This is a genomic window from Streptococcus sp. 21.1, assembly GCF_016648635.1.
GTDB lineage: Bacteria > Bacillota > Bacilli > Lactobacillales > Streptococcaceae > Streptococcus.
In genome coordinates, this window is the sequence record NZ_JACLQL010000009.1 from 1 (window position 1) to 24,526 (window position 24,526).

Here is a 24,526-nt window from a genome sequence, read left to right on the forward strand (position 1 = left end):
AAATAATATTTAAAAATAAAAACTTGTCTTTTTTATTTTCAATGTTAGATAATTCTATTTTGACTTGTTTAAAATAACTTTCTATAGCTTTAGAGTGAAATTTTTTCTTGACTAAACTATCTAAATATTTGTTATATCTATTTTTAATATCTGACTCTATAACTTCTTTTAAACCTACATCAGTCTTTTTATTAATAAATATAGTTATTTGCGCAACCTTCAAACTAAATTTCAAAAGAAAAATAAACAAAATCAATAGAAATCCAATTATTGCCTGCCAAATATACTGATAATTGATATTTGTATTTGGATTAATCTTAAACAGGATAGGAATAATGATTGTAACTAATAAAGAGCAAAAAAATTCCCAACTATTTGTTAGATGGTACCAAGCATTCCTCTTTGTTAAGAAATCCATTTTTTGGTACCCTAAGTAAGCTCCATTTTCTTTATTATTATAACCAACCATAAATTGTAGGAAACCAATATAAACTCCATAACTTGCCCAAATTGTTAAAATAAGAGAATATAAAGCTACTAAATCTAATTCTTTTTTATCAAGTTGAACAAACAAAATTTTATACTGATTTGATATCCAATAGATATAACTTACAATAAACAAAAATAATAAATGAGAAATTTTTTTAATTTTACCACTAGATATTTGTTCATCTATGAAGATTGAAAACCTAAACAAACAAGACTTCAAAATTAAGTATAGTACTATGATGATTACTGGTGAATAAACTAGAAATTGTTCGAACAAAAGAAGCACCTCTTTTTCATTTTGAATGATAATGTTACTATATTTGTTTCTTAATACTAACAACAAATATAATTATGAAAATCTTTTTATTAAAACAAAAAATTATCTTCCTACCACTTTGCTTAAATTCTAAAAAATAATATAGAAAAAATTTTTGATGGAAAACCTACCACTCCAATATAAGGACTATTTAGCTGAATAGAAACTGAGTTGACATTAATTATAACATGAAAACCGGCCCTAATTTATCAGTATAAACCTTGCAAGCCTTAAGATTTAACCCTCCTCCTCAAGCATTTCTACTCCCATTATGCTATAATGGATAGGCGTTTTATGCTTTATCACAACTAAAATAACAACCATTATCAATAACAAGAAAGGAAGTACACCATGTCTTTTGACGGCTTTTTTCTTCACCATATGACGGCTGAGTTACGTGAGCAGGTGCTTTACGGGCGTATCCAGAAAGTTAATCAGCCTTTTGAACGTGAGTTGGTCCTGACCATTCGTAACAATCGTCAGAATTACAAGCTTCTGCTTTCGGCTCATCCGGTCTTTGGGCGTATTCAGACGACCAAGGCTGAATTGCCAAATCCACAGAATCCAAACACCTATACCATGATTATGCGGAAATACCTTCAGGGAGCGGTTATCGAGGATATCCAGCAGCTAGAAAATGATCGTGTTCTGGAGATTTCCGTATCAAACAAAAACGAAATCGGTGACAGCGTCAAGGTTACTCTGGTCATGGAAATTATGGGGAAACACTCCAATATTATCCTAATTGACAAAAACGAGAGCAAAATCATTGAGTCTATCAAGCACGTTGGTTTCTCACAAAATAGTTACCGAACTATTCTGCCTGGTTCTACCTATATCGCTCCTCCTAAGACGGACGCCAAGAATCCTTTCGACATTCCAGATGAAAAACTCTTTGAGATCCTACAGACTGAAGATTTGTCAGCTAGAAACCTTCAAAAACTTTTCCAAGGTTTGGGGCGTGACACGGCCAATGAATTATCAACCTTACTTGAGACTGATAAACTCAAGAATTTCCGTGCCTTCTTCAATCGTGAAGTAGAGCCAAACTTAACGGCAAAAGCATTTTCAGCTGTAAGATTCTCTGATAGTCAGGACCAACCTGAATTTGAGACCTTATCAGCCCTATTGGACTACTACTACTTGGACAAGGCGGCGCGTGACCGTGTGGCTCAACAAGCGAGTGATTTGATCCACCGAGTGCAAAATGAGCTGGAAAAAAACAAGAAAAAGCTTGTCAAACAGGAAAAAGAGCTTGCCGCGACTGAAAATGCTGAGGAGTTCCGTCAAAAAGGTGAGCTTTTGACCACCTACCTCAGCATGGTTCCAAATGACAAGGATAGTGTCGAGCTAGACAACTACTACACTGGTGAAAAGATTACTATTCCTCTAAATGTGGCTCTAACGCCTAACCAGAACGCTCAGCGTTACTTCAAGAAATACCAGAAGCTCAAGGAAGCTGTTAAGCACTTGACTGGTTTGATTGAGGAAACCAAGCAGACTATTGATTATTTGGAGAGTGTGGAGTTCAGTCTTTCTCAAGCCAACATGGATGAAATCGAGGATATTCGTGAGGAGCTTGTTCAGGCTGGCTTTATGAAGCGTCGTTCAACTGACAAGCGCCACAAACGTAAGAAACCTGAACAATATCTAGCTTCTGATGGTAAGACCATTATCATGGTTGGTCGTAACAACCTGCAAAATGAGGAGTTGACCTTCAAGATGGCTAAAAAGGGTGAGCTCTGGTTCCACGCCAAGGATATCCCAGGTAGTCACGTGGTTATCAAGGACAATCTTAACCCAACTGACGAGGTAAAGACAGATGCGGCTGAATTGGCAGCCTACTACTCTAAGGCCCGTCTGTCAAACTTGGTTCAAGTCGATATGATTGATGTTAAGAAACTCAACAAACCAACAGCCGGTAAACCTGGATTTGTAACTTATACGGGACAAAAGACCTTACGTGTCACACCGACTGAAGAAAAAATTGATAGTATGCGGATGAAGTAAATTGTTCGTCTCACTACCACCAGTTCAAATATCTGGTGGTTTTTTGATTATTCTTGTCTAAGAAGGAAGTCATTACTTAAACATGACATCATAAAAAGGAGTGAGACAGAATCAATCATTCTATCTCACTCCTATAGGTTTGCAGTCACTCATTAAGGACATTTTTGTGCTTTATGTGTGACAAATATTTATTTCAGGTCATTGACTTAAGGTGACAGACTTAAGCCCTTGTTTTTATGAATCTGAAGAAGGTGTGGTTTCTTTAAGTGTGGCCTCTATCAATTGAAAGTCTGCTTTCTCAGCAGGTTCGGTGTCACCATCGGACTCTTGAATCACATATGGTTTGAAAGCCTCATACTTAGACCAAAATTCATCTTCGTCATAACTATGACCGTCAACACTATATGTTACCTCAGAAACTTTCGTTGATTCGCTTGGGGAATAAACAGTATAATCAAGAAGCTTATCTAGTCCCGTTCGTGAATAATTGATACGGTAAGTCATTTCAGATGAAATATAGGCGCTGGAACCCCAGTGAACTTGCAAGGTTCCGTCTTTAAAAATCGTAAGACCAGGTCGGAGACCGAACGGAATTTTATTATTAAAGAGATTGACAGCGTTCTTACCGTCAAATGTGTAGACGACGTAGACGTAGTTATCTTGACTACCAATCAGTAATTCATCAACGCCATCATCATTTAAGTCGGTTACCAAATAGTTGACCTTGTTATTATTTTGATTTTTTAGGACCATTACGGGATCGTAATCGACACCTGAGCCTTGTTGGTAATTGGGATCACTGACTTTCAAGACATAATCCTTCACGATTTCCTTGTAAGCTGAATGAGCTGTTTCGTTTATGTTCGTTCCTTTAAAGATGTTTGAATCCTTTTGAGAAAGTTTAAAGTTTTCAAGGTCATCCACTAGGGGCTGATGTTTATCTTCAAGATCAACATCATAAGCCTTTTTAAAATCATAAAGTTTCGTTCTAGTTGAATCTTTTCCATCTTTCAAGAGACAGACACCTGTTTTGAGGTTATAAACCACATAGAGTTGGCAATCATTTTTCAAACAAGGACAAACAATTGTTAGTTTGATGACATGCCCTTCTTGTCTTATATCCTTGTAGAGAAAGGCTTCATAAGAATAGCCCGTCGCAATGGCGATACGAATGAGCAATTCTTGAAGACTAGGATTCTGACCGATATTCTGATAACGTTTCAGACTTGCTAATAGATTATCTTTAGTGTTATCAGAGACCAGCCAAGCTGGTTTATCATCCGATTGTAGGGCATCTTCGAGTTTGTTATCTTCCACTGATGCGATGAAATAATAACAGAGCATCCGAATATAGTTTAAAGCTTCCTTTTCTTTAGTTGATGGTGAGCCTAGGAGATGTTCAACCGCAAAACTATTAGTATAGATAAGCTTAACCTGCTTTAAATCCTTATCTTGAATAGCTTTTAAAAGTTTATTATATAGGGCGGCTATAATCTCATGATACCCATTTTTCTCACTATAGTCCTGTTTGTCTAGGGCAAGGATCTCATCTCTACTTAAGACTTTGTCCAACTTAGACAAGACTTCTGACCAATCAGAGGTCAGCAAACTTTGATCTAATTGATTCACACTTTGTTTAGATTTTGCGGTATCTGTATAAGAAAATTCTTTCAACCAGGTAATGATATCTGATTTTAAGCCATCACTTAGTGTTATGCCGTAGCCGTCACAGGCCTTCTTTAATATATCTTGTAACCAACTATCGTCAATCTTTTCTTTGTCAGTTACCTTTTTAATAATCTGCTTCTTGAGTTCAGCTAAAAATTTATTGGCATCATCGTCTGAGAGGTGAGATTCTTCCTTGATTTTATCAATCAGACCAATTTCGTCTTGACTGGTTTTGATAGTTTTTTTGTCTACCGAAAAGCCAACCTTGTCAAGCAGAGCATAGACACCAGCTAAGGCTCCCTCCCCACTTACTTCATTGACTGAAGCAATGCGGATAAGAACATCAGATACGCCAGATGTAATAGCTGCATTTTGATATGTTGTTGAGGAAACTTTGGTAATTTTTGTTGGTGTCACAATCTCAACCTGAACACCAGAACCTTCGGACAATGGTTTAATATAAGCACTTGAATAAACCTTGGAATTGGTATCAACATCGTCTAAGTATTTGGCAATGGTCTTACCATCAACGGCTATCACCTGGTCTTCAGCGATATTCGTATCACCCAACAGTCGCTTGGTATCCGCTTTTTCCGATGAGGATAGTGAAGAACCTAATGACATTAAAGGTTGTGTCAGAACTTTTTTAAGATTTTTTTCTTTCTTACTATCTATTTGCGTATTCTTATTGGATAAGGGAGTTAGATTAGGTGATTTTTGGGAAGAGGAGGTCTCTGATTTAGTGATGTTATTAGCAAAAACAAGACCATTTGGGGATATAAAAGGGGAAGCAAGTGGTTGAACTGTTAAAAGAAGGATAAGACTTGCTACTAACCCATTAAACAATTTCTTTTTCATAGGATTTCCTGATATGTTCACGTATTAAAGGTTATCAAAGCTAATGATATAAAATGACGAACCGTGCTTTTTACAAACATAATGACGGGTTTTTGATGATGTTGCCGGAGCCTTACCGTCTGTAAAGTAAGTCGTCGTCGTAAAATCTATGGTAAAGGTGACCTGATCACCATTTTCTTTAATGTCATAGATATTATCAGTCTTTGATTCAAAGTGATCATAGTGGTCAGGATTTTGCAAGTAGATGTCAATAATACTCTTATAAGTAGCGTTATCTTTAGACTCAAAGTATGAATAAACATAATCTGAAGATTCTTTGATGGTACGATTGATGTCACTTCTAAAGTTAGTCATAAATGTCTCAATATTCTTCTTGGTATCTTGCTCACTAGAAGTATTTTGTGAAGAAGAGATGCTTGAAGAATTGTTTGATGAGGTTTTCGAAGATGCATTACCATCAGAGCCTAAATTTGAGACAACGAAATAATGATAGGAAGTCCCTGTAACTGTTAAGCCCAGTTCGCTGGCCTTGTCTTCATCTAGGGTTATCTCAACATCAACAGTATCCCCGTCTGAGAGGCCAGTTTCCTTAGAAACGGTAATTTGGGGATTTTCCAAAAATTCCTTTATCTCACTACTACTACCTGATACACTTGGGGTCGCATCGATATGTACACTGGCAACCCCCGAGCCATTTTCACCATCAACGTTCAAACTAACTTCGTATTGAGACAAATCAACTGTTTGGCCATCATAGTAAGAGCTGTCATGAGAATAGTCGTTGTTGTTATTGAAATTATTGACATTAAGTACCAAAATGAGAGGCATAACAATCCCTAAAAAGATTAAACAACCTCCAAAAAAGCCTCCCAATGATTTTCTTTGAGGGAATTCTAAATTAGGCAGTGCTGGTGACTGAGCACGATTTCTATAGAAGAATGACTCACCATTTTGAAGGAAATGATCTGACTTCTGACAAAGCGCATAGAGTGAAAAGATCGAACTAATAATATTTACAAAAGGAACCAAAGTAAAGAGATAAAGTACAAAAATTCCTCGTCCACGTAACCCTGCATCTCTCATTCTTCTCGTACTAAGCGTCAATCCTGGCAATATTAGAACCAAATAGGGTAACCAAAGAATACTATAAATCGAAAGACCTAATAAGGGATTAAAAAACAAATAATCAAGCAGGTAGATATTAGTCTTACTTATGAGTAAAAAGCTGAGAATAGCGTAAAAACTTACCCAAGCCACTAAATTAAAGAATACGACTGACCAATAACCTTTTCGTGACGTAAAGCCATTAAAAGACCAGTAACCTCTGAAATAATCAGCAAGCGCTCTTCCAAAGGTAATCTTTTGCCCACGTTGGTCAACAAGATAAGGTGAGGCGTATTGATCTTTTGAAGTATTGTAATAATTGGGAATTGCTTCTCCTTGATAATCTTGTTTAGTACTAGGACCTTCTCCTCCCATGTTTGTCTGCGTATTATAATAGTTTGGAGTTGTTGCTTCCTGATAATCCTGTTTAGGACCTTCTCCTACTATGTTTGTTTGCTCATGCAAGTGTTCTGATGCAAACCAATCGTCAAAACCAGATGTCTCTGCTACATCATACTGCTCTACGCTTGGAGCAGCTTGAGGCGAAGTTTGCCCTTGAACACTTTGACCAGTATCGTCTGGAACACTTTCAAACTTTCCTGCCTCTTTTGCCTCCATATACTCTTCAGCATTTGGTTTTCGTCCATGAAGCAGTTCAAAATAATCGATCCAATCATCTCTTTTACTCATAACACTAAAACAACCTTTCTAAATTTTCACAATACTCATATTAATTCAAATCTTTTATATACCAATACCAAACAACCTATTCCTATCTTCACGACAGTGTAGCTAATTTTTATAAATTACCTTAAAGTTTTTCACGTCTGTCGGAGTGCTGCTCCTCTTGTTTGCGATGTGCAGTGGCATTCATCATACTATCTTCAATACTATCCTTAACTTTGAAAACACCAACCTCTATCAAGTGCATTACAAAATAAATACCCACTACGATAGCTACAAAAATTAAAAAAAATGAAATTTCCATATTATCCTACTTTCTTGAAGATGTATAGTCGATTACCTTACGTTCGACCTCAACATTATCATCTAGTTGCTTTAAAATAGTTTCTATACGAGTCAAAATGAAATTGTAAACAAAGGCTGTCTCTTTAAAACCTCGTTTCTTCAACGTTTCCAATGAAAATTCATAGACGTATTCGCCATTATATTCACCTAAACTTTTTAACGAGAAAATGGCTTTTCTACTCACATTTTTAACGGTGATAATAATAAGGTCAGGATAAATTTCTTGCTCAACTTTTGTAGTGTTTTGAAAGGGACCGCAAGGTGTTTTGGGCAGGATAAAGGGCTGCTCTACCAATTTCTTTGAAATAGCATTTAAAGATGTGATTTTCCTTGAATAAAAAGAATGGGTTTGTTGCATGAATAATTGTGGATCACGATGTTTAATGACGCCTTGCTCAATCAAAGCATTATTAAATCGTGTATCTGCAGGTCTGACCGCATAAAAATAGAAAATAGGAAAAAGCACCAAAGACACTATCATTCCAATCCAAGTTTCGTAGTACATTTATTTTTCCCCTTTCTTGAGATAGGTCACATAAACTCTGGTTTGGAAGTCTTGATCCTCATGCAACACAAAGGCAGCGACTCCCATAACAAAAACAGAAATCCCCATTGGCAATAAATTTTTATAGCGCTCATTAGCGACATTTTTATTAACCTGTTTATAGAATTCTCTGGTCGTGTCGAGGTTGCTGGAGCCATAATAATCAGTACTGTATTTTGTAGGTAGAAAAACACTTCCCGATTCATAGATATAACCGTTAGCATTTGTACCCTCTGCCGGCTTCAAACCGTAAAAGACAAAGAAGAGATTAGCAATCAGCATAAGAGCCAACAAAGACTTATGTTTGGTGGTGATATTAGACCAGAATGAGTCCGTCATCGCATAAGTATTTAGAGGTGCTGTTTGTCCTGTATTAGTATAGTTAGTCTGAGAATAAGGACTTGATGGCCTTGTAAAATAAGGATTTGACTGACTTGTCCCAGACCATTGAGGTGTATCTTGTGAAGGTGATATTGGTCCACTGCAGAATGGATTCATTTGTGGATTTGAATTGACACCACATTGGGATTGGTTATTGGCAATGGACTGATCAACTTGATGACTAAAACCAAAGTTTGTCTGATTAACGCCTGTATTGATAGGTTGAGTACTTACAGTCTGATGTACAGGATTTGTAGCTGGCTGTTTCAGTGCTTCAACTCCTTCAAAAAACTCTTCGAAGCTAGGCTTACGTCCATGATTTAATTCAAAATTCTTCACCCAGTTTTCTCTTACTTGTTTTGGAGATAAAGGCGTCTCTTGTTGAGGATGCGTTATGTTTTCCTCTTTTTCTGATGATTTCTTTTTTTCAAAAAATCCTGATGCCTTGACTTTACTGAATTCTTCTAGAGTGGGCTTTCTACCATTGACTGCTTCGAAGTACTCAAACCATTCTTGCTTTTCCATAATGATTTCTCCTAATAACCAGATTGAGGTGAAGACAGATTATCTCAGAACTCTTTCACCTCATTGTTACCCAAAATGAAGCTATGATATATCGTGTGACAATAGCTTTCGTTAGAGTATACTGATATTATCAAATAATTCACAGCATATACTTTTAAACTTTTAGAATTATTATAACTAATTCCTCAGAATCAAACTTAAAAAAGCAAAAATATTTTCATATTACTAGATTCTAAGAATATAGATATTTTTTTGAAAATATTTTTTTCTTATTAAGAATTGCAGATTTTTGGTATATAATAGACTTAGAAGATTTAAAAGGAAATTTAAGTTATGGAAAATCGTTCTTGCTATGGTCAAGCCTTCAGGCAATTGCGTTTAGATCGGGGATACAGTTTAAAAGAAGCTGCTGGGAATATTATTTCTCCTCAAATGCTTGGGGTTTTTGAGCATGGAAAATCTGGTATTAGTCTTAATAACTTTGGCCGTCTCCTCATCCGTATAGGGGCCACTTGGAATGACTTCTTCCGCTACTACAATGGGGAGTCTATCTTAAAAGAACTGTCTTTATCGGACGAAATTTTAGTCAAGATTAACAATGGTCATTATTATGATGGCTTTAAATTAGTCGAATCTTCTTTTGAAGGTGATTATTCAGATAATCCCATTCTCGAAACTGTCTATAAACTATCCTACCAAAGTTATTTTCAAACACTGAGCCTAACCTCCAAACTTACGGATGACGAATTAGAAATTGTTTTAAACTATTTAAATCGTATTGATACATGGGGGATTTTTGAGTATTCAGTACTTAGCTATATATTAGCTGATTGCCCTTATGAAATGGTCAAGTATCGTTCTGGCAAGATTTTAGATGCTATGGCTAACAATAAAAAAAGTTTTCTATCCTCCAAAAAAGAAGATATCGCTATTTTGATTCATATGATTGGCTATTTTTCGAGAAAGGCCTATTTCAAGGATGCCAATAAATTAATCGCTGGATTAGAAAACATCCTTAAATCCCCTTCTTACAACCATCTCTATACTGAAAAACTTAATTTTAAGTTTTATCAAGCCATGAATTTCTTACGACAAAACAATCCCAAGGGACTTGAGATTGCAAGAGATTGTATTCATTTTTTAGAAGCCTTCGAGGCTTTAGACAACTCTAATGCTTCAGCCATTGACAAGAATAAAATTTTAAGTGCTGTTTCTGTTTTAAATAAGACTGGCATCCCTTTTAAAGAAAGCTAAGTTTATATCAATTAAAAGCACTAGAAGGTATTTGGAGCCAGCATTTATCGAAGTTTTGCCTTCAAAATTAAGACCGTTATTCGGTCTTTTTCATTTTTAAATCACTGACTATTACTAACCTTAATCAATAACTTGTATATTTCTTGTAAGCGCCCCTATTTCTTCTAGTTTTCATTACATTTTTCCGACGACTATGCTAAACTATAAGGGTAATTACCAATATTAAAGGAGACTTTCAGTATGAAGGCTCTTATGTCATATACGAGTTCTGTTTTAGAATGGTTAGGGCGCTCTGTGGGGCTCTTAGTCTTCGGCATATTATTTGTGACTGCTTTGCTCATTCGCACGACCATGATGACTGGATACTTTGAGTGGGCAGAGATTAGTAGCGTTCCTTGGTATGTTTATGTTTCAGGTGGTGTCATTCTGCTTTTGACACTTTTCTGGCGCAAAATCTTAAAGGAACTGACAACAAAGCAGATTTTCATCTTTTTTTCCGTTTGCTTTATGATTTTTGGCCTACTTTTGATTTTTCTGACTAGTTTTGCTGGTCGAGACGATGCAGGTACTGTCTTTAAAGGGGCGGTCCAGTTTAATGCTGGCAACTTCTCCTTAATTAAACCAGGAGCCTACTTCTACCGCTATCCTCATCAGTTAGGATTGCTTAGTTTTGAACGCTTGGTTCTCTATCTGATTCCTTTGCCGGTCATCTCGGTTTTCTATGTATTGAATCTTGGCATGGTCATTGGTATGAACTATGCGACATGGAAAATCACGGATGAACTGTTTACGAAACCGTTAGTCAGTCGTTTGGCTGTCATCATGAGCTTTGGTTTTTTACCTCTAGTTTTCAACATTATGTTTGCCTATGGACTTATGTATGGTTTGTTTTTTTCTAGTTTTGCCATTCTCTTCTTTCTACGTTACTTAAAACGTGGTAAGGCTAGGAATGCGATTCTTTCGGTGGTTATGCTATCATTGGCTTACTGGGTAAGGAGCAATAATATTATTCTCATTATTGCATTATCTGGTATTTTGATACTAATGACACTCAGAGAGAAACGTTACCGCTATTTACTTTTGGTTTTGGCTTTCTTTGCCTTTCCTATGACCTTGCATAAGGCGACAACCAGTTACTATGAGATTACCACTCATCAAAAAATTCCTGGAACACCTCAGATTGCTTGGTTGGCCATGGGCTTACAGGACAAACCCGATTCTAAACGAATGCCAGGATGGTATACCGGCTATGTCCGTGACATTTATGCTAAGAAAAAGGGCAATATCGAAAAGATTGAAAAAAGCGCCAATCATCTTTTTGATAAGCGTGTTCAATACCTCCTAGCACATCCCGATGAGGCCAGTTGGTTTTTCAGAACCAAGTTTATCAGCTCCTGGACAGAGGGAAGCTTCCAGTCCATCTGGAACGGTCCAAGTAAAGACAAGTTTCAGCCTTTGTGGAATAGGTTTGCGACCTCTATCTATCACGATGGGACCCTGCATCTCTTTTTTGTGACCTATATGCAAGGCTATCTCCTAGTCCTATATCTTGGTGGTGCGTTCTACTATGCTTTCACTTATAAACGAATGGGAGATGGAGCAACACTAGGCCTCTATGCCTTCCTCTATCTCTTCGGTGGTATCCTCTTTCACCTCATATCAGAGACTAAGAGCCAGTACACCCTACCTTATATTTACTTACAAATTCCAATGATTGCGGCAGGCTACAACCATATGACACAAATGCTTAGCCGCTATCTAAAAAATATGCAAAAGCCATCCTAGGATGGCTTTTTAACATTGTTTCACAATTACAATCTTGCTATAATAAGTCTATGAAAAATGCGTCAGTTGATCTTTTACGAGGCCCAATTCTGAGGTCTCTTTTAATCTTTGCTCTACCAATTCTGATATCCAATATTTTCCAGCAACTCTACAATACTGCTGATGTCATGATTGTGGGTCGTTTTCTAGGTCCAGATGCCTTGGCTGCTGTAGGAGCTTCTTCTGCTATTTTTGATTTGGTTATCGGCTTTGCTCTTGGCGTTGGAAATGGTATGGGCGTTGTTATTGCACGTTACTATGGTGCTCAAGACTATAGGAAACTTCGTCAGTCTGTGGCGGCCACAGTTGTCATCGGGTTAGGCTTAAGTGCCTTGGTTATGATTCTAGGACATTTTGGTCTCTATCCTTTGCTTAGATTTTTAGGAACGCCTGCTTCTATTATCGGGCAATCTTACCAGTATATTTCTATGATTGTGTCTTGTGTTGGGGTAAGCTTAGGATATAATCTTTGCGCCGGGCTTTTAAGGGCTGTTGGGGATAGTCTTACCGCCCTCTATTTTCTGATTTTTTCAGCACTAGTCAATATCGTTTTAGACCTTTTCTTTATTACACAACTTCATCTTGGTGTTCAATCTGCGGGTTTAGCTACTATCATCTCACAAGGGCTTTCGGCAATTCTCTGTCTTTACTATATTAAGAAAAAAGTTACCTTCCTTCTACCAAGCAAGTCAGACTTTGTTCTTGATTCAAGCCTTTATTTGGACCTCTTTGGACAAGGGATGGCCATGGGACTTATGAATTCTATTGTTTCGATTGGGACTGTGACCTTACAATATGCCATTAACGGCTTTGGACCTCTTATCATCAGTGCCCAAGTCGCGGCAAGACGCATTATGTCTTTCGCAGTTCTCCCTTTGACCTCACTTGCTGCTGGGGTGACAACCTTTACCTCTCAGAATTTCGGGGCCAAACAGTTTAAACGTATAGTAGCTGGCTTAAAACAATCAAGTCTTGTTTCTATCACCTGGTCTGTCATTGCTTGTGCCCTTCTCTATATAGCAAGTCCCTTCTTGGCTGGTCTTATCTCTGGTTCTGAAAATGCTGTGATTATTGACAATGCCAGTCGCTACCTCCGTATCAGTTCTCTCTTTTATCCTATTCTAGGTATGCTCTTTATTTTTAGAAATTGCCTACAAGGTCTAGGTAAGAAACTGACACCTTTAACCTCTAGTTTCATTGAGCTTTTTGGAAAAATTCTCTTTGTTCTTTTGGTTATTCCTTCTATGGGCTACCTTGGTGTTATCCTATGCGAGCCCTTGATTTGGATTCCCATGACCATTCAGCTCTATTTTGCCTTGAGGAAACATATTCGACACTTGTTTATCAGTTAGACTACTTTTGAACATAGAAAAAACGACCATCACGGTCGTTTTTAGTTTAATTTAATCCCCATTCATCAGAGATCTGTTTCATTATGGCCTTTTGGGAGACAATCCCAAAGCCCAGCATGTAGGTTGAGTAATCAGCATAAATTACCTTGTTATTTTGAACTGCCTTTAAGCTACTCCAGACAGGGTTATTTTTAAGTTTGTTTTCTAGGAGCTCTTGAGAATCTGCTTGAACAATCAGTAGGTCCGGATTAATGTCTTTTAGTTTATCTGGATCGATAACTTGGAACATATCATCTGGATTGAAGGTTTCAGCACGATTGAAATGATAAGTATCATAAAGATAACCAAAATGCCCGTAAGCGTAATAACGGATGTCATTGTCTGTCACGCGCAGATACATGAGTTTTTGATTGCCAAACTTAGCTTTGACATTCTCTGCGAAAACAGCCTCCCTAGCATCCACTCTATCCAGGTCCTTCTTCATCTCATCACGTTTGTCGAAGATTTCTGCTACCTTTAATGAGGTTTCGTGATAGTCCCAATTTTCATCAGTGTTGATCTGGTAGCCAACAGTTGGTGCAATTTCAGACAGCTCCTCGTAGAGGTTTTCCTGCTCGCCAGTCATAAGGATTAAATCAGGTTTTAACTCAGCAATCTTATCCAAATCTGGACTTCCCTGCCAACCAACTGAAACCACCTTGGCATCCTTGTATTGTTTCTTAAAGAGGGTTGAAAATTCTTGACTATCAGCTTGGCCAGTTGTTGCACCTACAGGAGTGATATGGAGAGGATCCAAGATTTCACCATAGAGGTTGTCGAGGATAACAATACGTTTTGGAGCTTTTTTCAACTCTGTCGTACCAAAATCATGAACAATCGTCTTCTCCTTAAAAGTTTGGCTTGTATTATTTGACTCTGCATTATGTCCAGACGTCATGTCTGGCAAGTAATATAGTAAAAGACCAGATATGATGGCCAGAATGGCTAATAAATAAAGAAGATTTATTTTTTTCATGGCAACTCCTCGATAAGATCGGATTAAATCGTTACTTTAAAGTTATCTTAAAACTTCTTTAATGTCAATCACTACTTGTTAGTTTAAGCAAAGAATAGTTGATTCTGTAATATTACTGATTTTAATAATAGATTGTTTTGAATGTTCCATAGGTAGAGCAATATTTTGGAAAATTAATCTATGTTATAATGATAAGTAACATTGGAGGGAAATTATGTTAAATCAGCTTTCATTTAAGGGACAATGGCGACAGTACCAACAGCGTGTTCTCGATAAAGCCGAAAGCTTTATGAATGATGGAAAGATTCACTTGGTGGCTGCTCCTGGTTCTGGTAAAACAACCTTAGGAATTGAATTTATACAGCGTTTTGGTAATCCAACTTTAATTTTAGTTCCGACAGTTACCATCCGTCAACAATGGGTAGATCGGATTAAACAAGCTTTTTTAAGTGATGACAATCTTGTAGAACAACTCATTTCACAGGATTTAAAAAGGCCTAAAATGATTACGGTTGCGACCTATCAGGCACTGCACAGTGCTATGAACCAAGTCGTGGGCGATAGTCTTATTGAGGACACAGATGATGAGTCACAACAAGAGCATTTCGATTTTCAAGGTTTCGATATTCGAAAAACTTTTGGGGACCAAGATTTAGGGACTCTTTGTCTGGATGAATGCCATCATTTAAGAAATGAATGGTGGAAGAGTTTAGAGAGTTTTCATAAAGCTTTTCCAAATATAAAGATGATCTCTTTGACAGCAACACCCCCATACGAGGGAGAACCTGCACTTTGGGAACGTTATATAAGCATGTGTGGTGAGATTGATGAAGAAATTACAGTGCCTGAACTGGTTAAGGAAGGGACGCTCTGTCCCCATCAGGACTATGTCTACTTCGCCTTTCCAACAAAGGAAGAACGTGCACAATTAGACCGGTTTGATAAGCAGAAACTTAACTTTCTAACTAAATTATCTAAAGATATAAACTTTTCGAACACTATTCAGTCTAGTCCAGCACTAAGTGGCCAAATTGGCTATGATGACCTATTGGCTAATCCTAAATACCTTTCCGCTACCCTGATTTTCTTACGGTCTAAAGAATTGCCTTTTCCTCAACGTTTTCAAGAACTTCTCTCTGCAAAAACCTTGCCAACTTTTACGCTTGAGTGGTTTGAAACCTTGCTTAATGGCGTGATTTTCCAGGTCCCAAATTGGTATGGATTTACCGAGGAAGCCTTTAATCAGCTAAAGAGTGATTTGAAAGCAAATGGTCTTATCGAGAGAAATCAAGTTAAACTTATCCGGAATAAGAAGCAAGATGTCCTGCTTAATCAATCATTGGGAAAACTCAATGCTGTTAGAGATATTTTTAAGGCAGAATACCAGTCTCTAGGAGATAATCTCCGTCAACTTGTTTTGACAGACTTTATACGTAAGGATTTTCAAATTCATCTAGGCGATAACAGTGCACAATTTACACAACTAGGTGTGCTCTCTTACTTTGAATCTATTCGTAGAGAAATAATTGAACAGTCCTGGACCGTGCCTGTGGCTGTATTGACAGGAAGTTTAGTGGTTATTCCAACTTCAGCTAAAGAACATCTAGAGCGACTCATTCCTAATTCTCGTTTATCCTATGATGTTATTGGACAGTTGAGTCAAGAAGACTATCTTAAGGTGAGTGTTTCTGGTTCTCACCATGATTTAGTGACTGCCCTTACCCAACTTTTCCAAGAAGGACATATTCAGGTGATTATTGGGACCAAGTCTTTATTGGGCGAAGGTTGGGATGCCCCTTGTGTTAACTCCCTTATTTTAGCTAGTTTTGTTGGAAGCTTCATGCTAAGTAATCAGATGCGAGGCCGTGCCATCCGTGTCTGGCCAGACAATCCTAATAAAACGAGTAATATCTGGCATTTGGTTTCTATTAATTTATCACCTAGGAGATGGTTTGATTTTCAAGATGAGGAAGAAAAATACGATGAGACATTAGAGCTGCAGTTGTATGCACTTAGTCCTGACTTAGATTTGTTAGATCGGCGTATGACACAGTTTCTGGGCCTCCATTATCAAGAGCCTACTATCGAATCTGGTATTGATCGCCTTGACCTCAATCAAATAACTTTTAGCCGAAAGGGTTTAGAAAAACTTAATCAAAATGCCATTACACTATCTCAAAAACGTCAGGAGCTTAAAGACCGTTGGCAACAAGCCCTCCCGCTATACGAAGAAATGGAAGTGGTCAACCAAGTTGAGGTCGACAAACAATTTCTACCGTTGGTATACCTTAATGATTGGATGAAGGCCTTTCTTATTTCCCAAGCCCTTGCTGCCACTTTTTTTATTATTGATTTGGGAAGATATCTGATTGTTGGGAAGCCGTTTGATCAAAGCCTACCTATATTCTTACTTGTGCTACTTGTACTGGCTATCTTTTGGGGAAGATATTTTATCTATAAGAGCCCCTATAAACGTTTGGAAATTTTTGGCAAAGCTATCCATCAAGCTCTGCTGGATTCAGGTCAGATTGAGACTAAAGAATCTGCTCCTAGAGTGGTAAAAGACAGTAAACAAGCGATTTATAACGCCATCTATCTCAAGGGTGCTAGCATGAGGGAAAAAGAAATCTTTGCTCAGACTATGACTGAATTTTTCGCTCCTATCGAAAATCAACGCTATATCTTAAAGGCTTGTCACAAAGTGAAGGACCAAACTGAATTTTTTGCCGTTCCAAGTATGTTTGAAAAGCGAAAGGCAGATGCAGAGTCTTTCCTTCGACATATACAAAAAAGTCTAGGAAAATATGATCTTATTTATACGCGAAGTATTCAAGGACGTCCTATTCTCCTAGAAGCCCGCATCAAGGCACTTGGAAATAAGCAAGAACGAACAGTTACACATAAAAAAGTCATGTCAACTTTAGAATGATAAATAGCCCTAACCACTTTAACCGTTTTTATCATGATATAATAAACCAAAGAGAATATATTGGAGAATTCTATGACACTCACACATATTTTTTTCGACCTAGATGGTACCCTCGTTGATAGTTCTGAGGGTATTCACAATGGTTTTGTTCAAACTTTTGAAAGACTAGGCCTTCCTGTTCCTAGTGATCAGAAAATTCGTACCTTTATGGGACCACCTCTCGAGGTAACCTTTAAAGAAGAGGTTAGTGAAGAAGGTGCTGCCAAAGCTGTCAAGATTTATCGTGACTATTATGAGACCAAAGGACAATTGGAAGCTCACCTCTATGATGGTATTAAGGAAGTTCTTGAACAACTTAGTAAAGACCCTAACAAGAAAATCTTTATCACAACTTCAAAAAATGAACCCATTGCCCTAGAAATGTGCCAACACCTTGGTATTACTGAATATTTTGAAGGTATTTATGGATCTACCCCTGCTGCTTTTCATAAGGCTGATGTCTTGCAGCGTGCCATTACTGAAAATCAAGCCCCTAAAGACCAGTCCGTCATTGTTGGTGATACCAAGTTTGATTTGATTGGTGGAAAAACAGTTGGCATCAAAACAATAGCGGTGACCTGGGGATTCGGGGCTAACGAAACCCTATTAGCAGAAAATCCAGATTTTGTAACTGAGACTCCCCAAGAACTTTGGGATATTTTGAAATAATAATTGATACATGAAAAGAGCATGACTAGACAATCATGCTTTTTTTCTATTGAATCTAGATTACATCTGAACAATGATATCCAGACAAAGCTCCAAAGCCTTATCAAAAGCCTCTGATCCCCAAGCTCTTTGATCGTAATTGTCAATATCTGCAAGGGAATCTGCCGTAAAGAGTAGCAATCCCCAAATAGCTCCTCGAAGTTGAGCAACTGCTGCAAGTGCAGAACATTCCATCTCTACAACACTACAGCCCTCTTCAATGCGATAGGAAACCTTATCTGGTGTTTCTCTATAAAAACCATCTGTCGACCATGTCATGACCTCTTCATAGGGGATTTTCTTTTGTTTTAAAGTTTTCTCAATAGCTTCCAGAGCTTGTTTATTCATGTCTATATAGCGGGATGGAGCTACATAGTGGTAACTCGCTCCTTCATCCCTCAACGCTCTAGTAGGAATCAAAAAAACATTCTCCTTCATGTTTACCAAAACGCCACAAGTTCCAGTTGAAATGATTTGTTTTACGCCATAACCAATCAACCAATCAAGAAATTGTGCAGCTGCAGCTGAACCAACTGGAGCTTGAGCCAAGCAAATCTCCTCCCCATTGTAAGACATAACGAATATAGGATAACTTTTGGTCGCAGAGACAAACTCTCCAACTTTTTCAGCGCCAACAGCATTCGCATAGCGTTCGATTTCTTCTTCTAAAAAGGCGTAGACGCACCTAGCCGGCAAGTTCAAGTCTAAATCCTCATGGGTCGGCATAATCACAGCCTGAGGATTGTCATCAAACTCTAAAATTGGGATTTCATGTTTATGTATCATCTGTTGCCTCCTAAATTTTAAGAATTATTATATCAAAAATTCAAACTGATTATATGATTTCATAGGAACTACTTCCCAAGAATCACAAAGAAAAACCAATTAAACAATGTACATAACTGAAAAGAAAGGACATAAATCTGCTTTAGTCAGAAACATGTCCTTTTTGTGTTTTATTTTAAGAAATATCATTTCAGTCGGCGTTTATTTCCACAAACCACCTAAAATCTGTTTTTCCAACAAATTTAAGTCTTCTTCTCTTATGTCACTATTGTCGCTAACGATATAGAGTTGGGCAAAGTAGGCCAATAAGGGACCTATACAAATACGAACCATTTGAGGAACCGTGATTTCAGGATTCACTCGTGAATCTGCTATCAATTCCTTATGGAGTACTAATAATTTATCCTGAAGAGTATTCCAAATATAAAGTTGTTCTTTTCTCAGTTTCTTATTTGAAAAAATTTCCTGAAGAATAATTTTCATCAAAGCGCGATTCGTTTTGAGATAGGCCATACGATTTTGGACCAGATAATGCACCTTTTCTTCAGTCGTTTCTAAGGCTAAAAGTTCTTCAAAAAAACGACCGAAAAGTCCTGGAACAACAGGGTGCAAAATAGCCGTTAATAAATCTTCTTTGGTCTTGAAATACTTGAAGAGCGTTGCTTGGCTAAGTCCCGCATGTTTAGCAATTTGTAAGGTGGAGGTTCCATTGTAACTCTTAGTAGAAATCAAATCGACCGCCGCCTGCATGATTTTTTTCTTTCCCTTGGGATAGTCTGCACCCTTTAGATAAGCTTCAAACGACTCAAAAACACTCTCACTCATTTTCATCCTCGTATATTTATATTTTATACTTTACGGTAACGACGCAAGCCGACAATATTGAGAACTGTCAAAGCGACAAGGAAGACTAGTAGAACACCAATATTTGGTAAAATATCTCCAAGTCCACGTCCGTAAAGAATAATCTGACTCATCGCATCACCTGAGTAGGTCAAAGGCAAGAATTTCCCTAGAGTTTTTGCCCAGTCTCCCATTGAATCAAGTGGAATGATTCCTGAGAAAAAGAGTTGCGGCATAATCACAAGAGGAATAAATTGCATCATCTGAAATTCTGATTTTGCCAAGGTAGACAAGAGAATTCCGAAGGCTAGTGCCACCAGAGCCAGTACCACATTAACTATTATAACATTTAACAGGCTTCCGACAACTTCAATGTTCAACAACCAGATGGCTGCTAGAACGACTACTCCTGTCTGCAGTATGGCAATAAGGCCGTAAGACAACATATAGCCGTAAACAATTTCCGAACGTTTGACTGGGGTTGCCAACAAACGATCTAGGGTTCCGCTAGTACGTTCTTTCAAGAGTGCCATCCCTGAAATCAAAAAGACAAAGAAGAAAACGACGAACCCAAGCAAAACAGGAATCATTTTAGCAAAGAAGCCGGTGTCCTCGTTACCATATTCATAAGATTCCTTAATTTCAGGAGATTTTACCTTTAGTTGTAATTGTGGAAGGGATTGCTTCACACGTGCTAATAATTGATTGGTGCCTTCACTGGCAATACTGGTGCGTAATATTTGTCGGGTCACCGAAGTTTTAGAGGCATCTGTATTGGCATAGGCTACATGATATTCCCCATCCTTATAAGAGATAACTGCATCTACTTTTTCATCGTTTAAAGCCTCTTTAGCTTGATCCAAGTCTTTGTAGGTTTTGACACTGACATGTTCTAAGTCGTCCATCTTACTTACCAAACTACTTGGCACATCTTGTGTCGCTAACTTGACATTTACAGTTGTACTTGCTGAAAACATGAGGTTCATCAACCACATGATAAAGACTGGTGCTACAAACATTAGGGCCAGTGTCCGTTTGTCACGAAGCAATTCTTTGACGACTTTTTTTGCAATGGCAATGGTTCTCATTTCATTCTCCTTCTGCTTTCAAAAAGACTTCCTCAATACTTGAAACACCATAAGATTCTTTTAGCTTGGATGGTGTATCAAAGGCAATGATTTTTCCACCTAATAGTAGTCCGACCTTATCTGTCAGCTCTGCTTCATCCATGACATGGGTTGTTACCAGAATTCCTACACCATTGTCTCTAAGCGTGATTAATTCCTTCCAGATTTTCTTCCTAAGAGAGGGGTCGATTCCAACTGTCGGTTCGTCCAAAATCAAAAGTTGCGGATTTCCTAAAAGTGCAATCGCCAGCGACAAACGTCGTTTCATCCCTCCGGAATAACCAGACACAGCCTTATTTAAGTGATCTGTTAGATCTACCACCTGAGACACATGGGCAATTTCTGTTGTTAAGTCTTTTTTGGAAAGTCCTTTTAGCTGACCGAAAAATTCCAGATTTTCTTGTCCTGACAAAGCATCATATAAAGCATCTGACTGGGCCATATAGCCTATATCTCCCAGAATATGGCGATTAGGCATGGTGTGGTCTAAGACTAAAGCGATACCACTATCTGCCTTTTCCATTCCTAACATAGTTTTAATCATGGTTGATTTACCAGCACCAGAAGGACCGATTAGACCAATGATTTCCCCAGACTGTAATTCAAAACCAACGTGGTTTAACACCAGTTGTTGACCAAAAGATTTTTGTAAATCTTGTAAATGTAGCAATGTTTTCATATGCATCCTCCTTAGTGAGTGTTTACTCACTTGTCAAGGATATATTGAATTTTTTTAAAATAAAAACACTGGATGATAGCATCCAATGTTTATGACAAAAACTTCTGATGTTAAGAATCTATTCACGATACTCTGAAATAATCTCTCCTATCCACTTTTTAAAGGCTCGTGAGAAGGAAGATTCTTGATAATCACAAATAAATAGAATTTATAACTTTTCTTCATCTCCTCACCTTTAATCATCATCTTCTAGTACTAGATTCTCATCCCCATAAAAAACGACTTTCCCATCTTTTACTTTAAAAGAATAACTGATTGAATCTTGATTTTCATCCTTGGTATTGGAATAAAAGAAATTATATTTACCATTCGGAAGATCACTAGCATCTAACTTTTTAGCCGCATCTTTCATATCTTGTTCTTTGACTGATGCATTATCATCAATAAAAATAGTCATATAAACCAACTCTTGATCAATCAAGGTTTGGTATGGAATTTGATAGTAGCCTGCAAAGTCCTTCTTACCTTCCTTAAGATTTTCGGAGGCAATAGTATCCAATATTTTTCCCTTTTCATCATGACTGGAATAAGATAGAAAACTAAAAAACCTAATAGGAAGACCGAGTTTTTGTTTCTTCAATTGTTTTTCAATTTTCTTCTCAACTTTTTGGACAGATTTCTGCTTCAAAAACGATTCCTTATAGTGTAAAAATTGAATACTGTCATAAGAATCAGATGACCTATTTTCAGGAATAGCCCTATTATTCTCTTCCAATTTAATTGTTTGCCCATCGTAGGTGTTCTCAGAATAGGTATAAGATACGTAGTAAGTTGGACTTTCTAGTGGAGTCCAATGTAAGTCAGTGATGTTAACTTTGCCATGAAGACCCACTTTGTTACAATCTTCGATGATGATTCGCTTAATTTTTATGTAATCACTAGGCATCATCACCTTGCAACCGCTCAAAACCAAAACTGATAGCAGCAAGGGAATCAAGAATAGAATGCGATAGATTTTCTTTTTCATAGCACTACCTCCAATAGTGTATAACTAGGGATAGAAATATAATTAAGACTTATCATTCCTCAACCTAGTTATTTTTTCGACCTTCCATCTTTAATCATCATCTTCTAATACTAGATTCTCGTCTTCATAAAAAACGACTTTCCCGTCTTTAACTTTAAAATTGTAATCGACTGAATTATTTGGTCCATCTTCAAAATTAGATTGATAAAAACTATATTCACCATTTGGAAGGTCCCTGGCATCCAACTTTTTAGCAGCTTCTTTCATATCTTGTGATTTGACTGTTGTCTTTTCATCGATATAAATGACCATCTCAATCAACTCTTTATCAATCAAGGTTTGGTATGGAATTTGATAGTAACCTGCAAAGTCCTTCTTACCTTCTTTGAGATTGTCTGAGGCTAAGGTATCCAGATTTTTCTCCTTTTCATCATGACTGAAGTTAGATAGAAAACTAAATGAACTAATAGGAAGACCGAGTTTTTGTTTCTTCAATTGTTTTTCAATTTTCTTTTCAACCTTTTGGACAGATTTCTGCTTCAAAAACGATTCCTTATATTCTGGAACATTGCCATAAGAGTCACTTGACCTGTCTTCATAAATAGCCGTATTCTGCTCTAAAACTACTTTCTGGTCATCGTAAGTTTTCTCAGAATAGGTATAAGTCACGTGGTAAGTTGGTATTTCTAAGGCTGTCCAATACAATTTAGTAATAGTAACCTTACCATGCAGACCTACTTTATTACAGTTCTCGACAATAACCCCTCTGACCTTGTTATAATCACTAGACTTCATCTTTCTGAACCCCATCAAAAACAAGGCTGTAAATATTATGAGAAACAAAAGTAAACAATGATTGATTTTCTTTTTCATAGCACTACCCCCTATAAACTAGAGTAAACAAAAGAAAAACAAGCGACTGTTAAAATCCATTTTCTGAATATATGTATAACATTACTCAATTAATGTAAACGATTACATTATCTTATCTTTATTTTAACATTCTTTACATGAAATGTCAGATAAAATTGGATTCGTTCTTTTACTTCTCTTCTTTGCCAACCCAATCATTGTATTAAAAAAATCTAGTAGACAGCTTCTACTAGAATCTTTTGTATTCTTATCAACTCATTTCCCCCACAAGAAAGCAATCAAAGGCTTATCAACCAAAGCTGTTTCATGGAGTTTACTGTGTTGGCCGTTAGGACCTGTGATTTCCTTTTCTTGGTAGGATTTGACATGACCTTTAAGCAGATAGGCTAGGGATTGACTGGATAGATTGGTCACGCGCTCATCACTCTCTTTACCTGTATTGCCATAGATGTTGAGGACTTCAACTTGTCCTTGAGGATAGTTGTCTCCAAGAGACAAGAGCTCTTCATATGACTCGGTCATGCTAGTTGGCTTTCCTTCGCCATCTAGAGAGTTATTTTCCGGTTCATTCATGCCGATGATCCCGTTAAAGTGTCCGGCGATATCCACCTGCTTGACTAGTTTAGGCAGACTGGTATCACTGCCGTGTTGGAGCATATAGTAGACGATGGCCATATTGCCGTATGAGTGACCAACCATATTCATCTCAGTAATTGCGTAGTTATCTTGGAGAGCTTTGACGACAGCGTAGGCATAGTCGCCCTGGTCCTGAGTGCTAGCACCTCGATTATTGTCAAAATTGACTAGGACAATAGGATTGATGGCACCTTTGGGAATAGAGCCGTCCAGAGTAACTTGCCCATCCTTATCCACCTTGGCATCAATGATAGTTTTAGTCACACCAGCGTCTTTTGCTGCATTGGCCATATGTCTTTCCGCACGACTGCTTGAGCCCCAACCATGGAAAAAAATGGTCGGACGACTTGATTGAATAAATGTTTTTCTTGCTTCTGCTTTTACGGCCTGCGTTTGGTTTTGGGAAATAAAATACCAACCACCTACACAAACAAGACCAAGCGTTGCTAAAAGACTGAAAATAAGAGTTTTTTTCTTCATAATTACCTTTCCGATTTGCTTTATAAAAGA

Annotated in this window: 19 protein-coding genes and 1 pseudogene; 6 read left to right on the forward strand and 14 right to left on the reverse strand. The window is 37.5% G+C overall.

Features of this window, described 5'->3' with window-relative positions; translation table 11 throughout:
- Nucleotides 1-775, reverse strand: a pseudogene (locus tag H7U01_RS07290) (hypothetical protein); the annotation flags it as partial.
- Between the two features lie 381 nt (nt 776-1,156).
- Between H7U01_RS07290 and H7U01_RS07295 the strand changes: the two are divergent.
- Nucleotides 1,157-2,815: an NFACT family protein gene (locus H7U01_RS07295; protein WP_201041366.1), complete on the forward strand. Its 1,659-nt coding sequence runs from the start codon at nt 1,157-1,159 to the stop codon at nt 2,813-2,815.
- Between the two features lie 234 nt (nt 2,816-3,049).
- Here the strand turns inward: H7U01_RS07295 and H7U01_RS07300 are convergent, their stop codons facing one another.
- From H7U01_RS07300 to H7U01_RS07320, 5 genes are all read right to left on the reverse strand, one after another.
- The gene (locus H7U01_RS07300; RefSeq protein WP_201041367.1) at nt 3,050-5,341 is read right to left on the reverse strand and encodes a DUF1002 domain-containing protein; all 2,292 of its coding nucleotides are present in this window, start codon (nt 5,339-5,341) and stop codon (nt 3,050-3,052) included.
- 24 nt (nt 5,342-5,365) lie between these two features.
- A complete protein-coding gene (locus H7U01_RS07305; protein WP_201041368.1) occupies nt 5,366-7,135 on the reverse strand; it encodes a DUF805 domain-containing protein in 1,770 nt (589 codons plus the stop codon).
- 121 nt (nt 7,136-7,256) lie between these two features.
- Nucleotides 7,257-7,433 (reverse strand): hypothetical protein, encoded by a 177-nt coding sequence (locus H7U01_RS07310; RefSeq protein WP_201041369.1) that lies wholly within the window; start codon nt 7,431-7,433, stop codon nt 7,257-7,259.
- A 6-nt stretch (nt 7,434-7,439) separates the two neighbouring features.
- Complete coding sequence (locus H7U01_RS07315) at nt 7,440-7,979, reverse strand: hypothetical protein (RefSeq protein WP_073688366.1); 540 nt, start codon at nt 7,977-7,979, stop codon at nt 7,440-7,442.
- The gene (locus H7U01_RS07320; protein WP_073688365.1) at nt 7,980-8,924 is read right to left on the reverse strand and encodes a hypothetical protein; all 945 of its coding nucleotides are present in this window, start codon (nt 8,922-8,924) and stop codon (nt 7,980-7,982) included.
- A 333-nt stretch (nt 8,925-9,257) separates the two neighbouring features.
- Between H7U01_RS07320 and H7U01_RS07325 the strand changes: the two genes are divergently transcribed.
- The 3 genes from H7U01_RS07325 (at nt 9,258) to H7U01_RS07335 (ending at nt 13,354) form a co-directional block, all read left to right on the forward strand.
- A complete protein-coding gene (locus tag H7U01_RS07325; protein ID WP_073688364.1) occupies nt 9,258-10,178 on the forward strand; it encodes a helix-turn-helix domain-containing protein in 921 nt (306 codons plus the stop codon).
- A 240-nt stretch (nt 10,179-10,418) separates the two neighbouring features.
- Nucleotides 10,419-11,963 (forward strand): hypothetical protein, encoded by a 1,545-nt coding sequence (locus H7U01_RS07330; RefSeq protein WP_201041370.1) that lies wholly within the window; start codon nt 10,419-10,421, stop codon nt 11,961-11,963.
- A gap of 50 nt (nt 11,964-12,013) precedes the next feature.
- Nucleotides 12,014-13,354 carry an MATE family efflux transporter gene (locus H7U01_RS07335; protein WP_073688362.1) on the forward strand — a complete coding sequence of 447 codons (1,341 nt, stop codon included), beginning with the start codon at nt 12,014-12,016 and terminating at the stop codon, nt 13,352-13,354.
- Between the two features lie 46 nt (nt 13,355-13,400).
- On the opposite strand, the gene H7U01_RS07340 is transcribed toward H7U01_RS07335, so the two are convergent.
- Complete coding sequence (locus H7U01_RS07340) at nt 13,401-14,369, reverse strand: ABC transporter substrate-binding protein (RefSeq protein WP_073688361.1); 969 nt, start codon at nt 14,367-14,369, stop codon at nt 13,401-13,403.
- 214 nt (nt 14,370-14,583) lie between these two features.
- Between H7U01_RS07340 and H7U01_RS07345 the strand changes: the two genes are divergently transcribed.
- On the forward strand, nt 14,584-17,298 hold the full coding sequence (locus tag H7U01_RS07345; protein ID WP_201041371.1) for a DEAD/DEAH box helicase family protein: 2,715 nt from the start codon (nt 14,584-14,586) through the stop codon (nt 17,296-17,298).
- Between the two features lie 72 nt (nt 17,299-17,370).
- Nucleotides 17,371-18,006 (forward strand): HAD hydrolase-like protein, encoded by a 636-nt coding sequence (locus tag H7U01_RS07350; RefSeq protein ID WP_073689347.1) that lies wholly within the window; start codon nt 17,371-17,373, stop codon nt 18,004-18,006.
- Nucleotides 18,007-18,066: 60 nt separating this feature from the next.
- Here the strand turns inward: H7U01_RS07350 and H7U01_RS07355 are convergent, their stop codons facing one another.
- The 7 genes from H7U01_RS07355 to H7U01_RS07395 form a co-directional block, all read right to left on the reverse strand.
- Nucleotides 18,067-18,831 (reverse strand): nucleoside phosphorylase, encoded by a 765-nt coding sequence (locus H7U01_RS07355; protein WP_155197865.1) that lies wholly within the window; start codon nt 18,829-18,831, stop codon nt 18,067-18,069.
- Between the two features lie 201 nt (nt 18,832-19,032).
- Nucleotides 19,033-19,656, reverse strand: coding sequence for a TetR/AcrR family transcriptional regulator (locus H7U01_RS07360; RefSeq protein WP_037599905.1), 624 nt, complete (start codon nt 19,654-19,656; stop codon nt 19,033-19,035).
- A 23-nt stretch (nt 19,657-19,679) separates the two neighbouring features.
- On the reverse strand, nt 19,680-20,762 hold the full coding sequence (locus tag H7U01_RS07365; RefSeq protein ID WP_080612008.1) for an ABC transporter permease: 1,083 nt from the start codon (nt 20,760-20,762) through the stop codon (nt 19,680-19,682).
- Nucleotide 20,763: 1 nt separating this feature from the next.
- Nucleotides 20,764-21,480, reverse strand: coding sequence for an ABC transporter ATP-binding protein (locus H7U01_RS07370; protein ID WP_151404638.1), 717 nt, complete (start codon nt 21,478-21,480; stop codon nt 20,764-20,766).
- 235 nt (nt 21,481-21,715) lie between these two features.
- Nucleotides 21,716-22,507 carry a hypothetical protein gene (locus H7U01_RS10010; RefSeq protein WP_225791433.1) on the reverse strand — a complete coding sequence of 264 codons (792 nt, stop codon included), beginning with the start codon at nt 22,505-22,507 and terminating at the stop codon, nt 21,716-21,718.
- Nucleotides 22,508-22,597: 90 nt separating this feature from the next.
- Nucleotides 22,598-23,380, reverse strand: a complete 783-nt coding sequence (locus tag H7U01_RS10015) for a hypothetical protein (RefSeq protein ID WP_105257729.1) — start codon at nt 23,378-23,380, stop codon at nt 22,598-22,600.
- A gap of 255 nt (nt 23,381-23,635) precedes the next feature.
- Entirely contained in the window at nt 23,636-24,496 is an 861-nt protein-coding gene (locus tag H7U01_RS07395) for an alpha/beta hydrolase (RefSeq protein ID WP_201041372.1), read from the reverse strand.
- Between the last annotated feature and the right edge of the window lie 30 nt (nt 24,497-24,526).

Coding starts and splice junctions, on each gene's coding strand:
- H7U01_RS07355 (WP_155197865.1), bottom strand. CDS start 18,831: ATGATACATAAACATGAAATCCCAATTTTAGAGTTTGATGACAATCCT.
- H7U01_RS07365 (WP_080612008.1), bottom strand. CDS start 20,762: ATGAGAACCATTGCCATTGCAAAAAAAGTCGTCAAAGAATTGCTTCGT.
- H7U01_RS07305 (WP_201041368.1), bottom strand. CDS start 7,135: ATGAGTAAAAGAGATGATTGGATCGATTATTTTGAACTGCTTCATGGA.
- H7U01_RS07330 (WP_201041370.1), top strand. CDS start 10,419: ATGAAGGCTCTTATGTCATATACGAGTTCTGTTTTAGAATGGTTAGGG.
- H7U01_RS10015 (WP_105257729.1), bottom strand. CDS start 23,380: ATGAAAAAGAAAATCAATCATTGTTTACTTTTGTTTCTCATAATATTT.
- H7U01_RS07315 (WP_073688366.1), bottom strand. CDS start 7,979: ATGTACTACGAAACTTGGATTGGAATGATAGTGTCTTTGGTGCTTTTT.
- H7U01_RS07320 (WP_073688365.1), bottom strand. CDS start 8,924: ATGGAAAAGCAAGAATGGTTTGAGTACTTCGAAGCAGTCAATGGTAGA.
- H7U01_RS07310 (WP_201041369.1), bottom strand. CDS start 7,433: ATGGAAATTTCATTTTTTTTAATTTTTGTAGCTATCGTAGTGGGTATT.
- H7U01_RS07335 (WP_073688362.1), top strand. CDS start 12,014: ATGAAAAATGCGTCAGTTGATCTTTTACGAGGCCCAATTCTGAGGTCT.
- H7U01_RS07350 (WP_073689347.1), top strand. CDS start 17,371: ATGACACTCACACATATTTTTTTCGACCTAGATGGTACCCTCGTTGAT.
- H7U01_RS07345 (WP_201041371.1), top strand. CDS start 14,584: ATGTTAAATCAGCTTTCATTTAAGGGACAATGGCGACAGTACCAACAG.
- H7U01_RS07300 (WP_201041367.1), bottom strand. CDS start 5,341: ATGAAAAAGAAATTGTTTAATGGGTTAGTAGCAAGTCTTATCCTTCTT.
- H7U01_RS07370 (WP_151404638.1), bottom strand. CDS start 21,480: ATGAAAACATTGCTACATTTACAAGATTTACAAAAATCTTTTGGTCAA.
- H7U01_RS07340 (WP_073688361.1), bottom strand. CDS start 14,369: ATGAAAAAAATAAATCTTCTTTATTTATTAGCCATTCTGGCCATCATA.
- H7U01_RS07395 (WP_201041372.1), bottom strand. CDS start 24,496: ATGAAGAAAAAAACTCTTATTTTCAGTCTTTTAGCAACGCTTGGTCTT.
- H7U01_RS07360 (WP_037599905.1), bottom strand. CDS start 19,656: ATGAGTGAGAGTGTTTTTGAGTCGTTTGAAGCTTATCTAAAGGGTGCA.
- H7U01_RS10010 (WP_225791433.1), bottom strand. CDS start 22,507: ATGAAAAAGAAAATCTATCGCATTCTATTCTTGATTCCCTTGCTGCTA.
- H7U01_RS07325 (WP_073688364.1), top strand. CDS start 9,258: ATGGAAAATCGTTCTTGCTATGGTCAAGCCTTCAGGCAATTGCGTTTA.
- H7U01_RS07295 (WP_201041366.1), top strand. CDS start 1,157: ATGTCTTTTGACGGCTTTTTTCTTCACCATATGACGGCTGAGTTACGT.